We start from the raw sequence: 21,957 nt of genomic DNA, 5'->3' as shown, positions 1-21,957 counted from the left end.
TCCGGGTGTGGCGAAGTTTGGTATCGCGCTTGAATGGGGTTCAAGAGGCCGCTGGTTCGAATCCAGTCACTCGGACCAGAGGATCGTTGAGAAACGGTCCTCTTTTTTTACAAACAGTGGATTCGAACCCACTCAAATGCGAAATGTCAGTGGCATTCCGCGCCTCATCGGCTGGACGGTGAGGCCACCGCAGTGTCCTGAAATCCAGCGAATTGAACCAGGGAATCGTTAAAAAACGATCCCCTTTTTGTATATGGGGGGAAAATAAGTATGTCTATTGTTACGTTTTACTGTACCGATCCCCGAAACGCGCCGAAAACCACCCAGGGTGCCCATCTGGGCGGGAACGCCATTCTGCTGTGGCAGGACCGGCTGCTTCTGGAGCGTCGTGTGGATGCGGATGTATGGGGCCTCATCGGCGGCGGCGCAAAGAAGTGGGAGACGGGCCGTCAGGCCGTGGCCCGGGAAGTGTATGAAGAACTGGGGCTGCGGATTCCTGCCGCGGGTTTTACAAAGCTCTCCGTCTATGATAATCCCGGCAGGATCGCGGCATACCGGGACGGCAGTGTCTGGCGGATGGTCATCGCACTGTATGGCTATGTGTTTTCGCAGAAGCCGGAGCTGCGCGTCAGCCGGGAATCCCGAGAGCTGCGTTTTTTTACCCGGGAGGAGGTTCGGACATTGAACCTTGCTGTGACGCACCGGGACATTATTGAGGACTGGTTTTTGAATATGTCCCAAAAGGACTGGCCGGAGACAGGTTTTTAATGGAATATTATGGTGAAAATATACAGAAATACAAATTATGCTTGTATATTCTATGGATTTGTGATAGAATGCATACTGACGGCGCAGTATCCTAGTCAGAGATACCGTTTTCCAGGAAGGGCCTAAAAATCCTTTGAAGGGCACATCGGTGAAGTCCCTGGTGTCTGCTTTTTACGCCCAGTTTGGGGTGGATGCTGGGGGTTAAGGATTCCGGGCGCGTTCCAATGGCATGGAACATACGACCCGTTTTCCGTGGAGACCCGGTCTTGTGCGACGACGAAGAGAACCTCTCGGAGGCCCGCTCGCGTACGAACCGGGATTAGAACCTGCAAGGCAGTGCACAGAATCGTGTTGCTGCGTGCAGCGTAGCCTGCCTTGAGTGAATATGCGGGGAAAGAGGAACAGGCGGCTGTCCGCTATGGCCATAGCGGATGCCGATATCGCTTCTGGAAACCATATTTGCAAAAGAGGCTAAGACTACGGTGTTCTCTGCTGTGGAAATCACCTAGGCTGTCGTAATTGGGCAGGCGGGGGATTGCGGTACGGACTAAGTGGCAATCGGGTATATATGCTGGCGACACATATGCGGCGGGATGAAACGGAAACGGCCTGAACGGCAACGGCAGGTTCCCGCCGGGGAAAACAAACCCGACCTAAGCCGTAAGATTTATCCCGCCTGCTGCCGTCATTTTTATTTGATTTTTTGAGGAGATATTCCTGTGTCAAAACCTGACCCTGACAGTAGCAAACGCCAGCAGCGCGCGGCAGCGCGCTGGGCGCTGACAATTTTTCTGGTGACCATCGTGGTTTCCGCCACGATCAGCTTTGCTTCCGGTGAAGTAATGGCCCGCAGCTCCATGGCAGTGGCATTTTTGATTCTGCTGATTATTGTGGCTGTGGGTATTCTTTTTGATATTGTGGGCGTGGCCGTCACCTCGGCGGACGAGAAGCCTTTCCATTCCATGGCGTCCCGCCGGGTTCCCGGGGCAAAGGAGGCTATCCGGCTTCTGCGCAACGCGGGAAGGGTCAGTTCTATCTGCAATGATGTGATTGGCGATATCTGCGGCGTCGTCTCCGGCGCGGCCTCCGCCACCATCGCGGCCAGAGCCCTGACCTACATTGACTTTTCCTGGCCCCAGGCGGTGAGCCTGGGCATGTCCGCACTGGTCGCTGGCCTGACCGTAGGCGGCAAAGCCGTGGGAAAAACCGTGGCTATCCGCTCCTGTACGGAAATCGTATTTCTTGTAGGCAAGATCATTGCCTCTTTGGATCGCTTCAAAGCAGGGTTCTGCAGAAAAGAAAAAAATAAAGGATGATTATGTAGTGGGAATTTTGCGGGATGTTCATACCCGGGAAGATCTGCTGAAGCTTTCAGAGCCTCAGCGGGCTTGCCTGTGCCGGGAGATCCGGGAATTTCTAATTGAAAATGTTTCCAAAACCGGCGGGCATCTGGCCGGTAATTTAGGCGTTGTTGAGCTTTCCGTAGCGATTGAAACGGTTTATGATACGCGAACCGACCGCCTGGTCTTTGACGTGGGGCATCAGTCCTACGTCCATAAGATTCTGACAGGCCGTCAGGAGACGTTTTCCGGGCTGCGGCAGTTCGGCGGTATTTCCGGCTTCCCGAAGCCAGCTGAGAGCGTGACTGATGCCTTTGTGGCAGGTCACGCTTCCAGTTCCGTTTCCATCGCCCTGGGCATGGCCCGGGCCAGAAGTCTGCTGGGGGAGAACTACGATGTGGTCGCCCTGGTGGGCGACGGCGCCGCCACCGGCGGCATGATTTACGAGGCGTTGAACGATCTGGCAGTCAGCAAGGAACCCATGGTGGTGATCCTGAACGATAATGAGATGTCCATCAGCCGCAGCAACGGCGGTCTGTCCCGGCATCTTTCCAAGGTTCGAAGCAGCCAGAATTATCTGCACGCCAAGCGTTATTACCGGACTGTTCTGAAAAAGATACCCGGTGGTACAGCTATTTACAAGGCTTCCAGCCGCCTGAAAAACCGACTGAAGCAAGTGCTCATGCCGGGAAATATGTTCGAGAACATGGGCATTACGTATTTGGGACCCGCTGATGGTCACGATCTGCCGGGTATTACGGCCTTGCTGGCCGCCGCGAAAGAGATGCGGGAACCCGTCCTGGTCCACGTAATCACCAGAAAGGGCTGCGGCTATCCTCCCGCGGAGGAGGATCCTACCCGGTTCCACGGCATTGGAAAATTTGACCCCGTTACCGGCAAAAGCCTGGGGGTCAAAGCCGCCAGCTTTTCCGATTCTTTCGGCCAGACCATGGTTGATCTGGCTGCCCAGGACAGACGGGTTTGCGCCATTACGGCGGCTATGTCTGCCGGTACGGGGCTGACAGAGTTTGCCTGTCGGTATCCGGAGCGGACCTTTGATGTCGGCATTGCGGAAGAGCACGCGGTGTCCATGGCCGGCGGCCTTGCCAAACAGGGCATGGTTCCGGTGGTGGCTCTGTATTCCACGTTTTTACAGCGGTCTTACGATCAGATCATGCAGGACGTGGCCATGCTCCATCTGCATGTGGTGTTTGCCATCGACCGGGCAGGTCTGGTAGGCGACGATGGACCGACCCACCACGGCGTGTTTGATGTGGGCTTCCTGCGTCAGATGCCCGGGATGCTTCTGCTGGCTCCCGCAAGTCTCTCCGAGCAGCAGCGGATGCTGTGCTGGGCGGTGGAAAAGTACAATGGCCCTGTGGCTGTGCGCTATCCCAGAGGCGGCCAGGGAGAATATACGGATTGCGCCTGGAATGACGACGTACCCGGGCTTTGTGTTCACCGGCAAGGGGGCGATGTGCTCCTTGTGACCTATGGAACTCTGGTAAACAACCTGCTGACCGCCGCGGAGACGCTCGAAAAAGAGGGCATCCATGCGGGCGTTCTTCGGCTGATGAATTTGACGCGGTTTCCCACAGAAGCCATTCTGGCCCAGGGCAGCTGTCCTGTGGTTATTATAGAAGAGGCGTGCAGCGGCAGCGGCATTCGGGAGGCACTGGCCTGGCAGCTTCGGGCTGCGGAGCCGGAGCGCCCGGTGTACGGCATCGATCTGGGGTCGGATTTTGTGCCTCACGGCAGTCAGGAAAAGCTCTATAGACTGTGCGGCCTGGACAGCGGCGCGATTGTGGAATTTGTAAGAGGGGTGATCCCAAGATGAAGGTGAAAAAGAGACTGGATGTGCTCCTGACAGAGCAGGGATATGCGGAAAACCGCACCAAGGCGCAGGCCATCATTATGAGCGGCATTGTATATGTGGACGGCCAAAAAGCGGACAAGCCCGGCACGTCCTACGAAGAGACTGTGGCCATTGAGGTCCGGGGGGCGGCGTGCCCCTATGTGAGCCGGGGCGGATTGAAGCTGGAAAAGGCTCTGCGGGATTTTGGGGTCAAACCGGAGGGCTTCGTGTGCAGCGACTCCGGCGCATCTACCGGCGGTTTTACAGACTGCCTGCTGCAGCAGGGAGCAAAAAAGGTCTTTGCCATTGATGTGGGTTATGGTCAGCTGGATTGGAAAATCCGTTCGGATCCCAGAGTTGTGGTTATGGAAAAGACCAATATCCGCTATGTGACGCCCGAGCAGCTGGGGGAGCCATTGGATCTGTCCGTGGTGGATGTGAGCTTCATCTCTCTGAAAATCGTTCTGCCCGCCATTCAGAAGCTCCTGAAGCAAACGGGGCAGGTGCTCTGCCTGATCAAGCCCCAGTTTGAGGCCGGGCGGGACAAGGTCGGCAAGAAGGGCGTTGTCCGGGAGAAGAGCACCCATAAAGAGGTATTGGATGATTTTGTGGAGCTGGCGGATTCTCTCGGATTCAAAATTCTGGGCCTGACTTTTTCACCGGTAAAAGGCCCTGAGGGTAATATTGAGTTTTTGGGCCACCTGAGCCTGAATGACGTAACGGGCATTCGCCCGGATACCGCGCTGGTGGTAGAACAGGCGCATGCCGCTCTGGATAAAGGAGCGGAAGTATGAAAAATGTGATCCTGACCCCCAACCCGTATCGGGATCGGAATTTTTCCACAGTCCGCAGCGCCATGCAGATCCTGAAAGATTCCGGTATGCGGGTGAGCCTTTGCCTGCCCTTTGAGGTAGACCGCGGCTTTGAGCTGCCCAAGGACCTCCGTTTTTCCAGGCTGGACCGGGAACTGCCCAACGCGGACGCAATCGTATGCTTCGGCGGAGACGGGACCATCCTCCATACGGCTAAGGCGGCGACCCGGCGGAATATTCCCATTCTGGGTGTAAACATCGGTACGATGGGCTTTCTGGCAGAGCTGGAGAGTTCGGAGATCGCCAGCCTTTCCCAACTTGCTTCCGGAGCCTATAAACTGGATCCCAGAATGATGCTGGATGTGACCATCCAACGGGATCGGGATATTATTTTTCACGACATCTGTCTGAATGATGTGGCAATCACAAAGGGTGCTGTGGCCCGGATTGTATACCTCAGCGTGGAATGCGACGGCGTTCAGGCACTGAGCTGTGGCAGCGATGGAATCATTGTCTCCACACCCAGCGGCTCTACGGCCTATAATCTCTCCGCCGGAGGGCCCATTGTGGAGCCGGACGCACGGAATATGATCATCACCCCAATTTGCGCCCATGATATGGTCAGCCGCTGCATTGTCACCTCCGATCGTCGGGTGATTACGGTGCGCATGACCCAGAATGCCAGAAGAAACGCCTTTGTCTCCGTGGACGGCGGCAAGGCGGTGCGCTTGAATCTTGGGGATACGGTGACTATTCGCCGCTCAAAGCTGGAAACCAAGCTTATCAAACTCAATGACCGCAGCTTTTACGATGTGGTCAACGCCAAATTTCAGGGAAAGTGAGGCGCTCATATGAAATCTCAGAGACAGGCTAAAATCGTGGAGATCATCTCCAATACGGACGTGGAGACCCAGGAACAGCTTTTGCAGGCGTTGGTAGAGGCGGGCTTTAACAGCACGCAGGCTACTATTTCCCGGGACATCAAAGAAATGCGGATCGTTAAGGAGCTGACGAGCCTCGGTACCTATCGCTACAGTGTGCCGGAAAAGGACGCCGCGCCGACGCTTTCCGACCGGCTGAACAATATTTTCCGGGAATGCCTGGTCAGCGTGGACTATGCGGAAAACCTGGTCGTGATCCACACCTTGCCCGGCATGGCAAATGCCGCTGCTTCCGCTCTGGATGCCATGCGCAGCAGCGCGGTTTTGGGCACACTGGCGGGGGACGACACTGTGGTGATCGTTATGAGGGAAGGCCATGCTGCCGCCGCTTTCACCGGCGAGATCAAATCTGTGATCCGTAAATAAGGAGCGTGTGCGCGTTGCTGAGCCTTTTGCATATTGAAAACATTGCGGTGATTGAGCAGGCAGATATCTCCTTTGACAAGGGCTTTAATGTGCTCACCGGTGAGACCGGTGCAGGTAAATCCATCGTCATTGATGCCATTTCTGCCATTCTGGGCCAGCGGGCTTATCGGGATATGATCCGTACAGGGGCGAATAAAGCCTCCGTCCGGGCGGTATTCACCCGGGTGCCGATGCTTTCCTGGTTTGCCGAAAACGGTGTGGAATACGATGAAGAGACCGTAATCCAGCGGGATATTTTCATGGACGGGAAGAATGTATGCCGTGTGAATGGTGCCCTTGTGACGGTTGCCATTTTGCATAAGCTGGGCGTGCAGCTCATCAACATCCATGGTCAGCACGATTCTGCCACTTTATTTGACGAGGAAAATCATCTGCGTTTTCTGGATGCCTTTGCGGACAATGGAGATTTGCGGGCGGACTATCAGGAAAAGTTTGCCGCTGTCAGCGCCCTTCGCCGGGAGATCGACCGCATGACCATGGACGAGGGTGAGAAGCTGCGCCGCATGGAGACGCTGAAGTACCAGATTGCTGAGATAGAGAAGGCAGATCTGAAAAGCGGGGAGGATGAGGAGCTGGAGCAGCGCAGAAAGCTGCTGCAGAACTCTGAGAAACTCTCTCAGGGCCTGGAAGAGGCCGCGGAGGCCCTTTTGGGCGGAGACGAGAATGACGGTGCCGCCGCGCTGCTTGCGCAAGCTGCCTATTCGCTTTCCAGAATCGCCCGATACAGCGATGATTATACGGCCTTTCAGGAGCGTCTGACGGATCTGAAATACCAGGTTCAGGATATTGCGGACGAGGTCCGGGATTCTCTGGATGAGCTCTGCTATTCTGCCGATGAGCTGGAGCGGATCGAATCACGACTGGACGTTATCCATCGGCTGCGCCGGAAATATGGCGCGGACTGTCATGAGATTCTTGCTTATCTCGACAAAGCGCAAAAAGAGCTGGACGAGATTGAGTTTGCGGACGACCGGGTGGAGCAGCTGAAAAAGAAGCTGGCCAAACAGGAAAAGGAAGCCTGGGACGCGGCGCTGCTTCTGCGGAAGAACCGGCAGGAGCAGGGGAAGATCCTGGCGGATAAGATTCTTTCTGAGCTGGCGCAGCTGGATATGCCGCGGGTGCAGTTCCAGTGCCTTTTCCGGGAAACGGAGCTTGGAGCTGAGGGCGCCGACGGTGTCGCTTTTTATCTCTCTGCCAATGCCGGTGAGGATCTGAAGCCTCTGAGTAAGGTGGCTTCCGGCGGTGAGTTGGCCAGAATCATGCTGTCCATGAAAAATGTGCTTGCGGAAAAGGACGCCGTGGACACCCTGATTTTTGATGAGGTGGATACCGGCGTTTCCGGGCGAGCGGCGCAGCGCATTGCCGAGAAGCTGCGTTCTCTTGCAAAGCATAAGCAGGTGCTCTGTGTGACCCATCTGCCGCAGCTGGCGGCACTGGCTGATACGCATATGCTGATCGCCAAGTCCGAACGGGACGGCAGAACCTTTACGACCGTTACGCCATTGGACAAGCAGGGCCGCGTCAACGAGCTGGCACGAATCATCGGCGGCACCAATATTACGGAAATTACCCGGAAAAGTGCCGAAGAAATGCTCCTGGCCCGAAAAGAAATCGGTTAATTTGCTGCTTGACTTTCAAAAGGCAGTCTGCTAAAATACGTTACAACGCAGCGATGGGAACAAGTACGCATAGAGTCCCTTCTTTCAGAGAGCCGCCGGAGGGTGCAAGGCGGCAGAAGTCTTTGCGGAACATACCTCCCGGAGCGGCCTTCCTGAAGAAGCAGTAGGGAAGGACGGGTGCGCCCGATACAGCGTCGCCGCCTGCGGGGCGGCATGAGGGAGACCGTCGTGAGGCGTCTCCAAACTGAGGTGGTACCGCGCTTCACAGCGCCCTCTGTCTGTTCATTTCAGGCAGAGGGCGCTTTTTGCAGCTTCTCTGGCTGAATTCGTAATAATTCACACAGGAAAGGAAAATGAAACATGAAAGTCTATGACGAGCTGGTTGCCCGTGGGCTGATCGCGCAGGTGACCAATGAGGAAGAAATCCGGGAGATGGTGGACAACGGCAAGGCTACCTTCTACATCGGCTTTGATCCCACTGCCGATTCCCTCCATGTGGGCCATTTTATGGCTCTGTGCCTTATGAAGCGGCTGCAGATGGCGGGCAATAAGCCCATTGCCCTGATCGGCGGCGGCACGGCTATGATCGGAGACCCTTCCGGCCGTACCGATATGCGCTCCATGATGACCAAGGAGACCATCGACCATAACTGCGCCTGCTTCAAAAAGCAGATGGAGCGGTTCATTGAGTTTGGCGAGGGCAAGGCCCAGATGGTCAACAATGCGGACTGGCTGCTGAACCTGAACTACATCGATTTTATCCGGGACATCGGCGCCTGCTTCTCCGTGAACAATATGCTGCGGGCCGAGTGCTTCAAGCAGCGCATGGAAAAGGGCCTGAGCTTCCTGGAGTTCAACTATATGCCCATGCAGTCCTACGACTTCTACTACCTGTTCCAGCACTACGGCTGCAACATGCAGTTTGGCGGCAACGACCAGTGGAGCAATATGCTGGGCGGCACCGAGCTGATCCGCCGAAAGCTGGGCAAGGATGCCCACGCCATGACCATCACCCTGCTGCTCAATTCCGAGGGCAAGAAGATGGGTAAGACCGCCAAGGGCGCGGTGTGGCTCGACCCCAACAAGACCAGCCCCTACGAGTTCTACCAGTACTGGCGGAATGTGGACGATGCGGACGTGATGAAGTGCATCCGCATGCTGACCTTCCTGCCTCTGGAGCAGATCGATGAGATGGATTCCTGGAAGGATTCCAAGATCAATGAAGCCAAGGAGATCCTGGCCTATGAGCTGACCAAGCTCGTTCACGGCGAGGAAGAGGCCGATAAGGCTCAGGCTGCCGCCAAGGCTCTGTTTACCGACGGCGGAGATGACGCCAATATCCCCACTACCGAAATCACTGAAGACCAGCTGACGGAGGGGAAGATTGGCCTGTTGAGCCTGATGGTGGCCTGCAAGCTGGCCACTTCCAACGGCGATGCCCGGAAGAACGTGGCGGGGGGCGGCGTTTCCGTCAACGATGAGAAGATCACCGATGTGAAGTTTGAAGTCACCCGGGAGATGCTCCGGGAGGGTGTGAAGCTGCGCAAGGGCAAGAAGGTCTTCCATAAAGCGATCCTGAAGTAAAAAAGGTATTTATGGATCAGGGGATGAACGATCAGTGGCTTGCGTTTGCCATCCGTATCCAGAGTATCGCGCAGGCGGGTTTGCAATATGGCAAGGATGAATATGACAGAGAACGGTACGAGGCACTGCGGCAGATCGCCGCGGAAATGGTATCTCTGAAAACGGATATTCCAACGGGCCGGATCCGGAATTTGTTCTGCAATGAGACAGGCTATCAAACGCCGAAGATCGATACCAGAGCGGCCGTATTTCTGGGGGAGAAAATCCTGCTTGTCCATGAAAATAACGGTACCTGGTCTCTGCCGGGAGGATGGTGCGATGTGGACCAGTCCGTGGCTTCCAATGCAATCAAGGAAGTATTGGAGGAAACCGGCTGTGCGGTGACGGCGCAGCGGCTGATCGCTGTGCAGGACTGGCGGAAGCATAATGTGACCAATTATGCCTATGGAGTCATAAAAATTTTTGTCCTTTGCCGGTATGAGGGCGGAGAATTTCAGCGCAACATCGAAACCACGAAGACGGCCCTTTTCGGCGAAGACGAGCTGCCGGAGAACCTGGCCGTGGAGAAATGCACACGGGAGCAAATCAGGATGTGTTTTGACGCTCTCCGGAACCCTCAGGCACCAACATTGTTTGATTAAAAACGCGGGGCATGTCAATTTCGGCATGCCCCGCTGTATGTTTTACAAAAGCGCCTGAAGCCTTGCCCGCGTAGCCTCGCTGACGTTGCCCACCGGGAGGCGGCAGTCGCCGCAGTCATAGCCGATGAACTCCATTGCCGCTTTGACAGGCGCCGGGTTGACTTCCAGGAACAGAGCCTCGATCAAAGGATACAGCCTCAGCTGCAAATCCACGGCGGTGTCGAAGTCTCCGTCCAGGGCGGCCCGGACCATGGCCCGGGTCAACTCCGGCTCCACATTGGAGACAACAGAGATAACCCCCAGCGCTCCCAGGGCCATCGCTGGCACGGCCAGATCGTCATTACCGCACCAGACAAAGAAATCCGGGGGACAGACCTGCCGAATTTTTGCAATTTTGCGGATATCGGTGCCGGCCTCCTTTACACCCAGAACATTTGGCAATTCCGATAGCTTCCGGTAGAGAGAAACGGGCATATCCAGTCCTGTACGGCCCGGAACGTTGTAGAGGATCAGCGGAATATGTACGCTGTCCGCAATGGAGGCGTAGTGCCTGTACAGGCCATCTTCGGTGCCCTTATTGTAGTATGGACTGACCACCAGTAAGGCATCTGCTCCGCAGTCCTCCGCTGCCTGGCTCAGGGCAACGGCATGGGCCGTATCGTTGGAGCCGGTTCCGGCCATAAAGGCTACGTTTTCCGGGATGGTATCCCGGGAAACACGGAACAGCTCCAGCTTTTCCGCGTCAGAAAGCGCGGCGGATTCTCCTGTGGTGCCGCAAATGACCAGAGCGTCTATTCCGGCGTTGAGCTGCCGCCGGATCAGCTGCCGCAGCATAGGAGTGTTGATTTTTTCCTTAAGAAACGGTGTGACCAGAGCCGTACAGGCTCCTGTGAAAATCGGCTTTTTCATAGAATCCCTCCCGTGCAGTCTATGCCCGGGAGCGCTCTTTTGCCTGTTGCAAAATGGGCGAAAATGGGCTATACTATTAAGAACTACATTTCGGAGGAAATACCATTGAAAACCCATGATTTTTACTATGATCTGCCGGAGGAACTGATTGCTCAGACCCCGCTGGAAAAGCGGGATGCTTCGCGGCTCATGACCCTGGACCGGGTGACCGGGGATGTGGAGCACAGGCATTTTTATGATATTATCGACTACTTAAACCCCGGCGATTGCCTTGTTATGAATGATTCCCGTGTCCTGCCTGCCAGGCTTCTGGGCCACCGCCCTACAGGCGGCGCTGTTGAAGTTCTGCTGCTGCGGGATATGGGGGACAAATGCTGGGAGTGCCTGTGCAAGCCCGGCAAGAAGATGCAGCCCGGCAGCGAGGTGATCTTCGGAAACGGCGAACTGACCGCTACGGTGAAGGAAGTTCAGGAGGACGGCAACCGTGTGGTGGAATTCCACTATGAGGGTATCTTCCTGGAGGTGCTGGAGCGTCTGGGCAAAATGCCATTGCCGCCCTATATCAAAGAGGAGCTTCAGGATCAGGAGCGCTATCAGACCGTCTATTCCCGGGAGCTTGGTTCCGCTGCCGCCCCAACCGCCGGCTTGCATATGACCCAGGAGCTTCTGGAGAGGATTCGGGCGAAGGGTGTGAAAACAGCTTTTGTTACACTGCATGTTGGTCTGGGAACTTTCCGTCCCGTAAAAGCGGAGGATGTTCTGGAACACCACATGCACAGCGAGCTTTGCATGATGAACGAGCAGACCGCGAAGCTCCTCAACGAGACGAAGGCCGCAGGTGGGCGCATTGTTTGCGTCGGCACCACCTCCTGCCGGACACTGGAATCCCTGGTGAATGACGACGGCAGCTTTGAGGCCAAGTCCCGCTGGACGGATATATTCATCTACCCGGGGTATCAGTTCAAGGCTATGGACGCATTGATTACAAACTTCCATTTGCCGGAAAGCACACTGGTTATGCTGGTCTCTGCTTTTGCCGGAAGGGAGCATGTGCTGAACGCCTACAAAATTGCCGTGGAGAACCGCTATCGGTTTTTCAGCTTTGGGGATGCCATGTATATCGGGGATATTGAGGGAAAGAGGTAATCTATGTTTGAACTCCTGAAAACCGAGGGTAAAGCCCGGCGGGGTGTGTTTACCTGCGCCCATGGTACGGTGCAGACCCCGGTGTTTATGAATGTGGGGACGCAGGGGGCCATTAAAGGCGCCCTCAGTGCCGAGGACCTGAAGAATATCGGCTGCCAGGTGGAACTGAGCAATACCTACCATCTGCATCTGCGGCCTACGGACCAGGTGGTGCGGCAGATGGGGGGGCTGCACAAATTTATGACCTGGGACGGCCCTATCCTGACGGACTCCGGCGGATTCCAGGTATTCAGCCTGGCATCCCTGCGGAAAATCAAGGAGGAGGGCGTCTACTTCGCCTCTCATATTGACGGCCATAAGATTTTTATGGGACCGGAGGAGAGTATGCAGATCCAGTCCAACCTGGGCAGCGACATCTGCATGGCCTTTGACGAGTGCATTGAAAATCCTTCTCCCCGGGATTATGTGCAAAAAAGCGTGGACAGAACCTACCGCTGGCTGGTCCGCTGCAAGGCAGAGAATGCCCGTCTGAACAGCCTGCCCGATACAGTGAATCCTCAACAGATGCTGTGGGGCATCAACCAGGGCGGTACCTATGCCGATATTCGTGTGGAGCATATGAAGCGCATTGCGGAGCTGGACCTGCCGGGCTATGCCATCGGCGGCCTGGCGGTAGGGGAGACAGCCCAGGAGATGTATGACATCATCGATGCCGTAGAGCCGTTTATGCCGGCAGACCGGACCCGGTATCTCATGGGTGTGGGTACCCCCACCAATATTATTGAGGCCGTTGCCCGGGGCGTGGACTTCTTCGACTGCGTGATGCCTGCCCGGAACGCCCGGCATGCCCGGCTTTTTACCTGGGAGGGCGCCATCAACCTGAAAAACGCCAAATACCAGCTGGACGACAGTCCCATCGATCCTCAGTGCGGCTGTCCGGTGTGCAGGCGCTATTCCAGGGCTTATATTCGTCATCTGTTCGTGGCGGAGGAGATGTTGGCTATGCGTCTTTGCGTTATGCATAATCTGTATTTTTATAACAATCTTATGCAGCGAATCCGGGATTCCCTGGATGCCGGTTCCTTCGGCGACTTCCGGGCAGAGTATTCGGAAAAGCTGAACAGAAGAATTTGAGCATAAGGAAAACTTAAACTTTTGGAATCTTAAGTTTTTGCAACGCCGGTTGAAAAGGCTGGGACTTCATGGTATAATCACGCTGTTACATGAAAGTTTTCCCGTGCCCGGCTGTGGGCGCTGATTGGAAAAGGGAGGCACTATGGGCATCTTTTCCCATGATTATATCGGACCGCGGATGCCGAGGATGTTTTCGGTCTTTCTGGCGGCGCTGCTGTTGCTGCAGACGGTTCCTTTTTTTGCGGCGGCAGAGAAAGAAGATACAAAAAGCAACGAAACATCCAACGAGAGCACGGAGGCGGCAGCCGAGACCGCGGAGGCATCCGAGACCGCGGAGGCATCCGAGACCGCGGAGGCATCCGAGACCACGGAGACATCTGCTGAGAGTACCGAGGCAGCCAGCGAGGATGCGGAGGTGTCCGCCGAGTCGGAGGAAACAGTTTCGGCGGAGGAAAGCCATGAGCATTTCTTCCCGGACTATACTCTGGATGAATACGCGGATGTTATGTACGGTACGGGCACCATCAAGGACAACGGCTGCAGCGTCTGCTGTATGGCAGTGGTAGCGACGTATCTGACCGGCCACCAGTACTATCCTGACGAGCTGGCCCGCTGGTTCGGCGGCAAAGCCGAAAACAATGTGGATCGTATCCGCCTTATGGCGAAGGAGCTGCAGCTTCCAATGACGGAAGCGGAAAACTACGACTATGTCAAGGAGGCTCTGCGGGAGGGCAAGATCGTCATTCAGCTGATGAATGGACGTTCGCTCTTCACCAAGGCCCAGCATTTCATTCTGCTGAAGGGGTTTAACGAGGACGGCAAGATTGAGGTTTACGACCCTTCCACCTATAACCGCAACAGCTGGCGGCTAAAGGATCGCTTTGAGAATGGCTTCGGCACAGACGAGATTTGCTGGGGCTATGACGGCGCATTTATTTTTGACCCCAGTAAGATGCCTGAGGAGCCCTTTGTCTACAAGGAACCCGTTCGGGAGTATGTGGAACCCCGTTATGGTTCTCTGAAGCTGACCGACGAGGAGACCAAGCTCCTGGCGAAGCTTATCTATGTGGAAGCCAGAGGGGAGAGCGAGGAAGGGCAGCAGGCCATTGCTGAGGTCGTTCTGAACCGTCTGGTGTCCGGTGACTTCGGGAATTCCATCACGAATATGATTAATGATGAAAGCCAGTTTGTGCCCCATCGGCTGATTCTCACGGCAAAGCCCAGCCAGGCCCAGTATGAGGCCATTGACAGGGCATTGTACGGTCCCTATGTTCTGCCGATAGAAGTGACCTTCTATGGAACAGTGCGCACCACGGACAGCAAATGGGGCACCATTGGCGGGCATATCTTCTGCTACCCGTGGCATTATAAAGATTCCCATCCGGATGCCCTTACCAAATGATTCCATGAGCGCCGCGTTTGCGGCGCTCATTTTCTGTCTTGCAATCGCTGCCGTAAGTGTGTAGAATAAAAGAAAAACGAACGGAGAGGTACTATGGAAAACTGGCTCGAAAGCGTCTATTCTGATGGCTCAGCGGAATTTGTTTCAAATCCGTCCCCAAAGATTGGGGAAACTGTCACGGTGCGTCTGCGAATGTATGAGGATGCCCCGGTAAAGTATGTTTATCTGCGTTCTGTTCCCAATGGCGGAGAACTGAAAGTCCCTATGCATCGGGAAAAAGAAGCGCATGGTCTTGTTTATTGGGCCTGCGAGCTGCCGATTATTGAGCGTCGGACCCAATACCATTTTTACATTGCCTGTGCGGACTGTATTTATTTCTACACGCAGAAGGAGATTACCACCTATCTTCCGGAGCATACCTATGACTTTGTGCTGCTTACAGACTATGTCCAGCCCACTTGGGTGAAGAATGCCGTGTTTTATCAGATTTTCCCGGAGCGCTTCTGCAACGGGGACCCAGGCAACGACGTAAAGACAGGGGAGTACACGCAGGACGGCTATTCCTCCATTCGCATGGAGCACTGGGACGATACGCCGCTGACCTATGAGCAGGGCCATTGCATGGATTTCTACGGCGGTGACCTCCGGGGCATCCGGGAAAAAATTCCGTACCTGAAAGAACTGGGCGTCACCGCGGTATATCTGAACCCGGTTTTCTACGCACCCTCCTGCCACAAATACGACTGCCTGGATTATTTCCATGTGGACCCCCATTTCGGCGGGGATGAAGCGCTGGCGGAGCTGAGCAAAGCGCTCCATGAAAACGGCATGAAGCTGATTCTGGATATCTCCATCAACCACACCGGCACGGCCCATCGGTGGTTCAATAAGGATGGTATCTATTTCCCCAAAACGGAAGGCGCCTATAATAACCCGGATTCCGTGGAACGGGGCTACTACTTCTTTGACAAAGACAACCATTACCACGGCTGGTGGGATCTGCCCTCCATGCCGACATTGAACTATACCTCCGATTCCCTGCGGGAAGTCGTATACCGCGGTCCTGACAGTGTTCTGAAAAAATGGTTGAAGCCGCCCTATAACATTGACGGCTGGCGGTTTGACGTGGCTGATGTGTTCGCGCGGAACGGGGAGGTGCAGCTTTCTCATGAGTTGTGGCCGGAAATCCGGAAGAGCATCAAACAGGAGAATCCCCAGGCCTATATCCTGGCGGAGGACTGGGGAGACTGCGCCCAGTATTTGCAGGGCGCGGAGTGGGATTCCCCCATGAATTACTATGGGTGCGGCCGGGTCATCCGCTCCTTTTATGGGGAGCCGGATCTGTTCATGTCCCGAATTCCTGAATTAAAGGCTGTGCGCTGCCATATGACGGCGCAGGACCTCCAGGCGCGGGTCATGCAGCATCTGGCCAAGCTGCCGTTTGCCCTGTGGGAGACACAGTTCAACCTGTTCGACAGTCATGATACCCCTCGACTGCACAACAATCCGGAGATCTCGCAGGCGGATTTTAAGGGAGCGGCCTGCTTCCAGTTCCTGCTCACGGGTGCCGCCTCCATTTACTATGGGGACGAGGCGGAAATTGACGGCACTATTGATTCCAATGAGGGCTGCCGCTATCCCATGCCCTGGGGGAAGGACTTCCGGGGATGCGCGCATTATCGGCTGTATCATGCCCTGTGCGCGCTCAAAAAGGAACACCCGGCCCTGCGCCTTGGCGGTATGAAGTTCCTGTATGCCCGGGAAGATACCTTTGCCATTGCCCGATTTACGGGGGAAGACGTGATTGTCGGCGTGATCTCCAAGTCTGATACAGCGCAGACCGTTCGCCTGCCTCTTGGGGCGGTAGGAGCGGCCGAACCGGCAGGGGAAAAGGACTTGCTGGGAAGCGTTTTGCATTGGCAGCGTGAAGGACTGAACGCAATCGATCTGCATATGGAACCCCACGCCGTCTATCTGTTTTCCTGCAAATTGAAATGATGAAAACGCCTGCTGCATAAGCAGACGATAATACAGGAATTCATAACATGCCGCACTATGGACAGAATTGCCGATAGTGCGGCGTAATTTTTGTCAATTGTTTCCAATTGACAGGCAAAGTAGTTAGCTTGCGCTAATTTTATGAGAGAATTTTCTGTACAGAATCAATGCGCTTTGCACAAAAAACTGTCTGAATATACAATTACGGCCTCTGTTTGTTGCAAAAAAATGTTTATTCTGATATAATGAGCCTGCCTACATCAAAGGAGGAATAAACTATGCTGGATGAATCCTACTACCGGAAGACGGATGAGATCATTGCCCACTACGGCAGAGAGGCCAAGGCATTGATCCCCATCATGCAGGACGTTCAGGCGGAATATCGCTACCTGCCCGGTGAACTCCTCGCCTACATTGCAAAGCAGATCGGAATTACCGAGACAAAAGCTTACAGTGTTGCTACTTTCTACGAAAACTTTTCTTTTGAAGCCAAGGGTAAATATGTCATTAAGGTATGTGACGGCACGGCTTGCCATGTGCGCCACTCCACCCCGGTTCTGGAGGCCCTTTGGAAAGAACTGGGCCTGAGCAAAAAGAAGCACACCACCGATGACATGATGTTTACGGTGGAAACGGTTTCCTGTCTGGGTGCCTGCGGTTTGGCACCTACCATGATGGTCAACGAGCAGGTCTATCCGGCCATGACACCGGAAAAGGCCCTGGCACTGATTGCGGAATTGAGAGGTAAAGGCTGATGATCCAGAATATTGAAGATCTGTCCCGTGAAAGGGAAAAAGCCGTTGCGGAATTGAACGGCTACGATTGCCGCGTGCTGGTTTGCTCCGGTACCGGCTGTATTGCCACCGGTTCTGATAAGATCCACAAGCTGCTGGAAGATCTGATTGCGGATAACCCTGAAATCGATCTGGTCTTTGCACCCCATGATGACCATGACCGGCCCAATATCGGCGTGAAAAAGACCGGCTGCCAGGGCTTCTGTGAGCTTGGCCCTCTGGTGCGCATCCAGAAGGGCGACAAGATGGTCCAGTACGTGAAGGTCCAGCCGGAGGACTGCAAGGAAATCTATGAAAAGACCATTCTGGGCGGCGATGTGATCGAGCGGCTGCTGTACCATAAGGGTGAAAAGAAGTACGTCGGCCCTGAGGAGATCCCCTTTATCGCCAAGCAGACCCGCATCGTTCTGGAAAACTGCGGCAAGCTGGACGCCGAGTCTCTGGATGAATATCTGGCCTCCGGCGGATTTAAGGCCCTGGAAAAGGCCATGTTCCAGATGGACAGGGATGAGGTCATTGAAGAAATCGATAAGTCCGGACTCCGTGGCCGTGGCGGCGGCGGTTTCCCCGCCGGCAAGAAGTGGAAGCAGGTGGCCCGGCAGAAAGACCCCATCCGCTATGTGGTCTGCAACGGTGACGAGGGTGACCCCGGTGCCTTTATGGACGGCTCCGTTATGGAAGGCGACCCCTTTAAGCTGATCGAGGGCATGATGATCGCCGGATACGCGGTCCGCTCCTCTGACGGTTATATCTATGTCCGTGCCGAATATCCCATGTCCGTTGCCCGTCTGCGCCATGCCATTGCGCTGTTGGAAGAGCGGGGACTGCTGGGTGACAATATCCTTGGATATGACTTCTCCTTCCATCTGCACATCAACCGGGGTGCCGGTGCCTTTGTCTGCGGTGAAGGCTCCGCGCTGACCGCATCCATCGAAGGCAACCGTGGTATGCCCCGTGTGAAGCCTCCCAGAACCGTTGAAAAGGGTCTGTGGGAGCGTCCCACGGTGCTGAACAACGTAGAAACCTATGCCAACGTGCCCAAGATCATCCTCCAGGGTGCGGATTGGTATCGCTCCATCGGTACTGCCGGAAGCCCCGGCACCAAGACCTTCTCCTTGACCGGTGCCATTGAGAATACGGGCCTGATTGAAGTTCCCATGGGTTCTACCCTCCGGGAAATCATTTTTGACATTGGCGGCGGCCTGAAAAACGGCGCAACTTTTAAGGCGGTCCAGATCGGCGGCCCCTCCGGCGGCTGTCTGACCGAGCAGCACCTGGACGAGCCTCTGGACTTTGACTCCGTGAAGAAGTTCAACGCCATTGTAGGCTCCGGCGGCATGGTGGTCATGGATGAGCATACCTGTATGGTTGAAGTGGCCCGTTTCTTCATGTCCTTTACCCAGCGGGAAAGCTGCGGCAAGTGCGTTCCCTGCCGGGAGGGTACCAAGCGGATGCTGGAAATCCTGGAGAAGATCGTCAACGGCCAGGGTGAACTGGAAGACCTGGACAAGCTGGAAGAACTGGCAACCATGGTCAAGACCATGGCCCTGTGCGGCCTTGGAAAGTCCGCGCCTCTTCCCGTTATTTCTACCCTCAGCACCTTCCGGGATGAGTATATTGAGCATATCGTGGATAAGAAGTGCCGGGCCAAGGTCTGTACCGCTCTGCGCAAATATGTCATCAATCCTGATTTCTGTAAGGGCTGTGGCAAGTGCGCCCGGAACTGTCCTGTGAACGCCATCTCCGGCAAGGTCAAGAATCCTTATCATATCGATCCCACCGTCTGCATCAAGTGCGGCGCCTGTAAGGAAAACTGCGCCTTTGATGCCATCTATGTAGAAGCGTAAGGAGGGGCAGTCATGGGAACCATTACGATTAACGGGAAAAAAGTTGAATTCACCGATGAGAAAAACGTTCTGACCATTATCCGCAAGGCCGGCATTGATATGCCGACGCTGTGCTACCATTCGGAGCTGAGCACCTTTGGCGCTTGCCGCCTGTGTACCGTGGAGAATGACCGGGGCCAGTGCTTCGCCTCCTGTTCCGAGGAGCCGAGAGACGGTATGGTCATCTATACCCATACGGAGCGTCTGCGCCGCCACCGGAAGCTGATTGTGGAGCTGCTGCTGGCTGCCCACTGCCGGGACTGCACCACCTGCGTCAAGTCCGGCGAGTGCGTCTTGCAGGACCTGGCCCATAAAATGGGCATCCGGGAGGTCCGCTTCCAGGACTACAAGGAACTGAAGCCCGTAGACTACAGCTCTCCCGCCATTGTCCGGGACCCCAATAAGTGCATCCTCTGCGGCAACTGTGTCCGGGTCTGCTCGGAAGTCCAGGGCGTCGGCGTTCTGGGCTTTGCCCACCGTGGCACCGAGGCAGAGGTAACCCCTGCTTTCAACAAGAAGCTGTCCGAAACTCAGTGTGTCAGCTGCGGCCAGTGCCGTGTATTCTGCCCCACCGGCGCTCTGACCATCCGCACCCACATGGACGAGGTTTACGCCGCTCTGGGTGACCCCAATACCCGGGTCGTTGCCCAGATCGCCCCCGCCGTTCGGGTGGCGGTGGGTGATGCCTTTGGCCTGCCCAACGGTGAAAACGCCATGGGCAAGGTGGTTGCATCGCTCCATGCCATGGGCTTTGACGAGGTGTTTGACACCAGCTATTCCGCGGACCTGACGGTTATGGAAGAATCCGCCGAGTTCCTGGACCGGGTGAAAAACGGCGGAAAGCTGCCGCTTTTGACCTCCTGCTGTCCCGCCTGGGTGAAATTCGTGGACAACGAATTCCCGGAAATGAAGGAAAATGTATCGACCTGCCGGTCTCCCCAGGGAATGTTCTCCGCGGTCATTAAGGATTACTACCGTGACCCCGCCAATTCCGGCGGCAAAAAGACCTTTGTTGTGTCCATTATGCCCTGCACCGCCAAGAAGATGGAGGCCATTCGGCCCAACTCCTTCACCAAGGGCGAGCAGGACACGGACGTGGTCCTGACCACTACGGAACTGACCCGGATGATCAAGAACTTCGGCATTGCCTTTGACAAGATCGAGCCGGAGGCATGCGATATGCCCTTCGGTCTGAGTTCCGGCGGCGGTGTGATTTTTGGCGTCACCGGCGGTGTTACCGAAGCTGTTCTGCGCCGTCTGGCGGATGACCACAATGCCGCTACCCTGAACGCCATTGCCGCCAGCGGCATCCGCGGCGACGAGGGCATCAAGGAAGCCACCATTCCCTATAATGGGATGGACGTCAAGATTTGCGTGGTCTCCGGTCTTGCCAACGCCCGGAAGGTCATGGAGCAGGTGAAGTCCGGAGAGAAAGAGTACCACCTGATCGAGGTCATGGCTTGCCGCCGGGGCTGCATCATGGGCGGCGGACAGCCCATCCCTGCCGGTCCCAGACACAAGGCTGCCCGGGCCAAGGGCCTTTACAAAGCAGATAAAGACCGTATCCTGCGGAAGTCCGATGAGAACCCCCTGATGGATGTGTTCTACAACGGTTATTTCAAGGGTAAGGCCCACGAGCTGCTGCATAATCCCAAATAAATTTCAAGGGCGTGACCGCTTTGGTCACGCCCTGTTGCTATGTTTGTGGTTGAACTACCAGTCTGGCGCCAGTTGCTTCCGCATAGGGCAGTTCAGGATGATCTCATGGGTAATAGCCCGATATTCGTTCACATCCGTGGATTTTTTCAGCCGTTTCCCCAGCTTTTCCGCATTCTCAAAGCGGCAGAGAAGATAGCGCCAGTTTTCTTTCAGGCGGAACATGGCGTTTCTTGGGCCGCCGAAGAGGCGGGTATACTGTTCCAGCAGTTCATCGTAAAAAGCAAGCAGTGTCTTGGCATCCGTACCGTTTGGCGACAGCATGCCGGGATCGCCAATGAGGCCGCGGCCCAGCATGACGCTGCCTACGGCCGGATGCACAGCGGAGAAGGAATGGATATCCTCCTTTGCACACAGATTTCCATTGTAACAGATGGGATTTTTGCTTTCCGCCAGGGCTTTTTCAAACTGAACCATATCCACGGTGCCGTTATAAAAGGCCTTTCGTACCCGGGGATGAATAATCAGCAGAGAAACGGGATAACGATTGTAAATCTCCAGCAGCGTTTCAAATTCACGGGGATCTTCCACGCCAAGTCGTGTCTTCAGAGAGATGGGCAGGGGAGCGGAGGCGTAAATCTCATCCAGAAACCTTTTCAGACTGTCCGGGTCCCGCAGCATCCCGGAGCCTTTGCCCTTGGAGAACACCGTTCCCGAAGGGCAGCCCAGATTCAGGTTGACTTCTTTATAGCCCCGGTCCGCGCACTGTTGGGCGGCCCAAAGAAAATCCTCCGCGTTTTTGGTCAGCAGCTGGGGCACGGCGGTGAAGCATTCAGTGTCCGCGTAAGGAAGCTCCCGGGCTTCCCGTTCTGTCAGGCTGCGGTGGATCGTGGGGGAGATGAAGGGCATATAGTATTTGTCCACACCGGGAAAATATTTATGATGCCCCCGGCGGTAGACGCTGTCCGTCAGCCCCTCCATGGGGGCAAAGTAAATTTCCATAAAACCTCACAAAAAATCGGGAGCGGCAGAACTGGCCGCTCCCG

18 protein-coding genes, 1 tRNA gene and 1 other annotated feature are annotated in these 21,957 nt (G+C 55.4%); of the genes, 17 read left to right on the top strand and 2 right to left on the bottom strand.

Translation table 11 applies throughout. The annotated features are described in order from the left end of the window. Position 1 precedes the first annotated feature (1 nt). The 10 genes from KQI10_RS02875 to KQI10_RS02830 all read left to right on the top strand — a co-directional run bounded on the left by KQI10_RS02875 (position 2) and on the right by KQI10_RS02830 (position 9,986). Positions 2-78 (top strand) — tRNA-Pro (locus KQI10_RS02875). A gap of 192 nt (positions 79-270) precedes the next feature. Further along, complete coding sequence (locus KQI10_RS02870) at positions 271-768, top strand: NUDIX domain-containing protein (RefSeq protein WP_216565896.1); 498 nt, start codon at positions 271-273, stop codon at positions 766-768. A gap of 719 nt (positions 769-1,487) precedes the next feature. Beyond that, on the top strand, positions 1,488-2,084 hold the full coding sequence (locus tag KQI10_RS02865; RefSeq protein WP_216565895.1) for a hypothetical protein: 597 nt from the start codon (positions 1,488-1,490) through the stop codon (positions 2,082-2,084). Between the two features lie 7 nt (positions 2,085-2,091). Beyond that, positions 2,092-3,945, top strand: a complete 1,854-nt coding sequence (gene dxs / locus KQI10_RS02860) for a 1-deoxy-D-xylulose-5-phosphate synthase (protein ID WP_371818345.1) — start codon at positions 2,092-2,094, stop codon at positions 3,943-3,945. Between the two features lie 2 nt (positions 3,946-3,947). After that, the gene (locus tag KQI10_RS02855; protein WP_216565902.1) at positions 3,948-4,757 is read left to right on the top strand and encodes a TlyA family RNA methyltransferase; all 810 of its coding nucleotides are present in this window, start codon (positions 3,948-3,950) and stop codon (positions 4,755-4,757) included. Next, positions 4,754-5,617, top strand: coding sequence for an NAD(+)/NADH kinase (locus KQI10_RS02850; RefSeq protein WP_216565894.1), 864 nt, complete (start codon positions 4,754-4,756; stop codon positions 5,615-5,617). Before KQI10_RS02855 ends, KQI10_RS02850 begins: the two co-directional genes overlap by 4 nt. A 9-nt stretch (positions 5,618-5,626) precedes the next feature. After that, positions 5,627-6,082, top strand: coding sequence for an arginine repressor (gene argR / locus KQI10_RS02845; RefSeq protein ID WP_216565893.1), 456 nt, complete (start codon positions 5,627-5,629; stop codon positions 6,080-6,082). A gap of 5 nt (positions 6,083-6,087) precedes the next feature. Further along, positions 6,088-7,761 carry a DNA repair protein RecN gene (recN, locus tag KQI10_RS02840; RefSeq protein WP_371818344.1) on the top strand — a complete coding sequence of 558 codons (1,674 nt, stop codon included), beginning with the start codon at positions 6,088-6,090 and terminating at the stop codon, positions 7,759-7,761. A gap of 41 nt (positions 7,762-7,802) precedes the next feature. Continuing rightward, positions 7,803-8,039: a binding site (T-box leader), on the top strand. An 82-nt stretch (positions 8,040-8,121) separates the two neighbouring features. Further along, entirely contained in the window at positions 8,122-9,345 is a 1,224-nt protein-coding gene (tyrS, locus tag KQI10_RS02835) for a tyrosine--tRNA ligase (protein WP_216565891.1), read from the top strand. Between the two features lie 11 nt (positions 9,346-9,356). Continuing rightward, on the top strand, positions 9,357-9,986 hold the full coding sequence (locus KQI10_RS02830; RefSeq protein ID WP_216565890.1) for an NUDIX hydrolase: 630 nt from the start codon (positions 9,357-9,359) through the stop codon (positions 9,984-9,986). Between the two features lie 42 nt (positions 9,987-10,028). On the opposite strand, the gene dapA is transcribed toward KQI10_RS02830, so the two are convergent. Continuing rightward, positions 10,029-10,895: a 4-hydroxy-tetrahydrodipicolinate synthase gene (dapA, locus tag KQI10_RS02825; RefSeq protein ID WP_216565889.1), complete on the bottom strand. Its 867-nt coding sequence runs from the start codon at positions 10,893-10,895 to the stop codon at positions 10,029-10,031. 105 nt (positions 10,896-11,000) lie between these two features. Here dapA and queA point away from each other — a divergent pair, with 105 nt between their 5' ends. The 7 genes from queA to KQI10_RS02790 all read left to right on the top strand — a co-directional run bounded on the left by queA (position 11,001) and on the right by KQI10_RS02790 (position 20,914). Then, positions 11,001-12,041: a tRNA preQ1(34) S-adenosylmethionine ribosyltransferase-isomerase QueA gene (gene queA / locus KQI10_RS02820; protein ID WP_216565888.1), complete on the top strand. Its 1,041-nt coding sequence runs from the start codon at positions 11,001-11,003 to the stop codon at positions 12,039-12,041. A 3-nt stretch (positions 12,042-12,044) separates the two neighbouring features. Continuing rightward, positions 12,045-13,175 (top strand): tRNA guanosine(34) transglycosylase Tgt, encoded by a 1,131-nt coding sequence (gene tgt, locus KQI10_RS02815; RefSeq protein ID WP_216565887.1) that lies wholly within the window; start codon positions 12,045-12,047, stop codon positions 13,173-13,175. 142 nt (positions 13,176-13,317) lie between these two features. Next, the gene (locus KQI10_RS02810; RefSeq protein WP_216565886.1) at positions 13,318-14,577 is read left to right on the top strand and encodes a cell wall hydrolase; all 1,260 of its coding nucleotides are present in this window, start codon (positions 13,318-13,320) and stop codon (positions 14,575-14,577) included. Positions 14,578-14,670: 93 nt separating this feature from the next. Then, positions 14,671-16,575 carry an alpha-amylase family glycosyl hydrolase gene (locus KQI10_RS02805; protein WP_216565885.1) on the top strand — a complete coding sequence of 635 codons (1,905 nt, stop codon included), beginning with the start codon at positions 14,671-14,673 and terminating at the stop codon, positions 16,573-16,575. Positions 16,576-16,853: 278 nt separating this feature from the next. Further along, the gene (locus KQI10_RS02800; protein WP_216565884.1) at positions 16,854-17,330 is read left to right on the top strand and encodes an NAD(P)H-dependent oxidoreductase subunit E; all 477 of its coding nucleotides are present in this window, start codon (positions 16,854-16,856) and stop codon (positions 17,328-17,330) included. Then, complete coding sequence (locus KQI10_RS02795) at positions 17,327-19,216, top strand: NADH-ubiquinone oxidoreductase-F iron-sulfur binding region domain-containing protein (RefSeq protein ID WP_253285081.1); 1,890 nt, start codon at positions 17,327-17,329, stop codon at positions 19,214-19,216. Before KQI10_RS02800 ends, KQI10_RS02795 begins: the two co-directional genes overlap by 4 nt. Before the next feature lie 12 nt (positions 19,217-19,228). Continuing rightward, entirely contained in the window at positions 19,229-20,914 is a 1,686-nt protein-coding gene (locus KQI10_RS02790; RefSeq protein ID WP_216565882.1) for a [FeFe] hydrogenase, group A, read from the top strand. A 54-nt stretch (positions 20,915-20,968) separates the two neighbouring features. On the opposite strand, the gene KQI10_RS02785 is transcribed toward KQI10_RS02790, so the two are convergent. Then, positions 20,969-21,913: a tRNA-dihydrouridine synthase gene (locus tag KQI10_RS02785; RefSeq protein WP_253285078.1), complete on the bottom strand. Its 945-nt coding sequence runs from the start codon at positions 21,911-21,913 to the stop codon at positions 20,969-20,971. Positions 21,914-21,957 lie beyond the last annotated feature (44 nt).

Origin of the sequence: Pseudoflavonifractor sp. MSJ-30 (genome assembly GCF_018918045.1) — a bacterium.
Lineage (GTDB): Bacteria > Bacillota > Clostridia > Oscillospirales > Oscillospiraceae > Faecousia.
This window is presented reverse-complemented; position numbering and strand designations above follow the sequence as displayed.

Excerpts from the sequence above, each read along its gene's own strand:
- KQI10_RS02870 (WP_216565896.1), top strand. The coding sequence starts at position 271 with ATGTCTATTGTTACGTTTTACTGTACCGATCCCCGAAACGCGCCGAAA.
- KQI10_RS02850 (WP_216565894.1), top strand. The coding sequence starts at position 4,754 with ATGAAAAATGTGATCCTGACCCCCAACCCGTATCGGGATCGGAATTTT.
- argR (WP_216565893.1), top strand. The coding sequence starts at position 5,627 with ATGAAATCTCAGAGACAGGCTAAAATCGTGGAGATCATCTCCAATACG.
- tyrS (WP_216565891.1), top strand. The coding sequence starts at position 8,122 with ATGAAAGTCTATGACGAGCTGGTTGCCCGTGGGCTGATCGCGCAGGTG.
- KQI10_RS02830 (WP_216565890.1), top strand. The coding sequence starts at position 9,357 with ATGGATCAGGGGATGAACGATCAGTGGCTTGCGTTTGCCATCCGTATC.
- dapA (WP_216565889.1), bottom strand. The coding sequence starts at position 10,895 with ATGAAAAAGCCGATTTTCACAGGAGCCTGTACGGCTCTGGTCACACCG.
- tgt (WP_216565887.1), top strand. The coding sequence starts at position 12,045 with ATGTTTGAACTCCTGAAAACCGAGGGTAAAGCCCGGCGGGGTGTGTTT.
- KQI10_RS02810 (WP_216565886.1), top strand. The coding sequence starts at position 13,318 with ATGGGCATCTTTTCCCATGATTATATCGGACCGCGGATGCCGAGGATG.
- KQI10_RS02805 (WP_216565885.1), top strand. The coding sequence starts at position 14,671 with ATGGAAAACTGGCTCGAAAGCGTCTATTCTGATGGCTCAGCGGAATTT.
- KQI10_RS02800 (WP_216565884.1), top strand. The coding sequence starts at position 16,854 with ATGCTGGATGAATCCTACTACCGGAAGACGGATGAGATCATTGCCCAC.
- KQI10_RS02790 (WP_216565882.1), top strand. The coding sequence starts at position 19,229 with ATGGGAACCATTACGATTAACGGGAAAAAAGTTGAATTCACCGATGAG.
- KQI10_RS02785 (WP_253285078.1), bottom strand. The coding sequence starts at position 21,913 with ATGGAAATTTACTTTGCCCCCATGGAGGGGCTGACGGACAGCGTCTAC.